The following is a 1,724-nucleotide window of genomic DNA, read 5'->3' as shown; positions in this document are numbered from 1 at the left end:
TCATCATTCCCTGCATTTTTAAACATTTATCAATTATTCCATGATCAAAATGTAACTGGGTTAGTAAGATATAATCAGCCTTTGTGCTTTAGCTGAATTTGAATACTTCCTTTTTGGGATTTCCCAAAATTCTTGAATAAATAGAATAATCTTCTACCGCATCAATAAGAATTACTTATTTTCCGCATACTATTTTAAGTCCTGCCCAAGACAACCTTTATATTTCCATTTTATAGTCTTTCTGCTTAATGGATTAATGTGAAATAGGTTTCCTTGGTTATTTTTTCTTTTAAATCAAGAACTTCCATGTAGCACTTCCTCACCAACAAGGCTGAAAAAGGCGCATGGGAGTCCTGAAGACCTATGAAATCAATTTTTTCTGAAGAAAGGTTGGAACTGCCCATCTTAAGAGCATTATTTATCATATTTTTTCATCAATATAGCCGCACAATGACCCCCAAAACCAAAACTATTGCTTAAAGCATAATTAACTGTTTTAGTCGATTTTTTCCCTAAGGTAAGGTTCATCTCAGTAGGTATATTTTCATCCAAAATACTCGTATTGATTGTTGGTGGAATAACGTCTGTTTTTACTGAAAGGCAGGTAGCTATTGCCTCAACCGCACCGGTACCTCCTAGCAAGTGGCCGGTCATTGATTTTGTAGCATTAATTTGAACCTGTCCTAAATTATCTGCGAATAGCTTTTTGATAGCCTTGATCTCAGAAAGGTCACCTGCTGCCGTAGAGGTAGCATGAGCGTTGATATAATCTACTTCTTTTGTCGAGATCCTCGCCTCTCCAATAGCTTCTTTCATAGCCCGATAAGCCCCTCGTCCCTCTGGGTGAGTGTTGGTAATGTGGTAAGCATCGGCCGTTTCAGCTCCCCCTACAATTTCTGCATAAATATGGGCATCTCTTTTTACTGCACTTTCCAAGCTTTCCACCACCAAAGCTCCTGCCCCCTCTCCAATGACAAAGCCATCCCGATTTTTATCAAATGGTTTTGATGCCTCCTTGTAATGTTCATTATTTGTGGATAATGATCTCATAGCGTTAAAACCTCCAATAGAGGACTCCGTTATGGGTGCCTCTGATCCTCCCGCAATGATGATATCTGCTTTTCCAAGTTTTATGGAATTAAAAGCATGGATCAAAGCCTGGGTAGAAGAAGCACAAGCGGTTACAGGGCAATAGTTAACTCCTCTCAGGTCATGTTTAATCGAAAGCAAGCCAGCCACACCATTGGGAATTATTTTAGTGATAAAGTGAGGATTAAATTTTGGGGTAGCACCATTTTGGAAGTAATCCAACGTTTCTTTCTCAAAAGTTTCAAAACCGCCAATCCCTGAAGAAAATATAACCCCAATTCGATCTTTATTAAGATTGTCGAATTTTAAGGTAGCATCTTGTATTGCCTCTTCTGCTGCAATGAGCCCATATTGATTGAAACGATCTAATTTTCGAGCATCCTTCCGATGAAAATGATCAAGAGGATCATAATCTTTTACTTCACATGCAAATTTTGTTTTAAATTGTGAGGGATCAAATCGACTGATCATTTCCGCGCCTGACACCCCTTTGAGCAAGTTTTCCCAATAAACTTTGGTTTCATTTCCGATGGGAGTTATAGCTCCCAATCCCGTTATGACAACTCTTTTCATAGCATATAATTTTAATATACCTTACGGTATATAATGGTGTAAAAAAATTTATTTTATCGTCA

General features: G+C 38.0%; 1 protein-coding gene. It reads right to left on the bottom strand.

The window, feature by feature from the left end; genetic code table 11:
* Window positions 1-414 precede the first annotated feature (414 nt).
* Window positions 415-1,662, bottom strand: coding sequence for a beta-ketoacyl-ACP synthase II (gene fabF, locus E1171_RS01795; RefSeq protein WP_155203487.1), 1,248 nt, complete (start codon window positions 1,660-1,662; stop codon window positions 415-417).
* Window positions 1,663-1,724 lie beyond the last annotated feature (62 nt).

Source organism: Xanthovirga aplysinae (assembly GCF_009711365.1).
Lineage (GTDB): Bacteria > Bacteroidota > Bacteroidia > Cytophagales > Cyclobacteriaceae > Xanthovirga > Xanthovirga aplysinae.
This window is presented reverse-complemented; position numbering and strand designations above follow the sequence as displayed.

Excerpts from the sequence above, each read along its gene's own strand:
- fabF (WP_155203487.1), bottom strand. The coding sequence starts at position 1,662 with ATGAAAAGAGTTGTCATAACGGGATTGGGAGCTATAACTCCCATCGGA.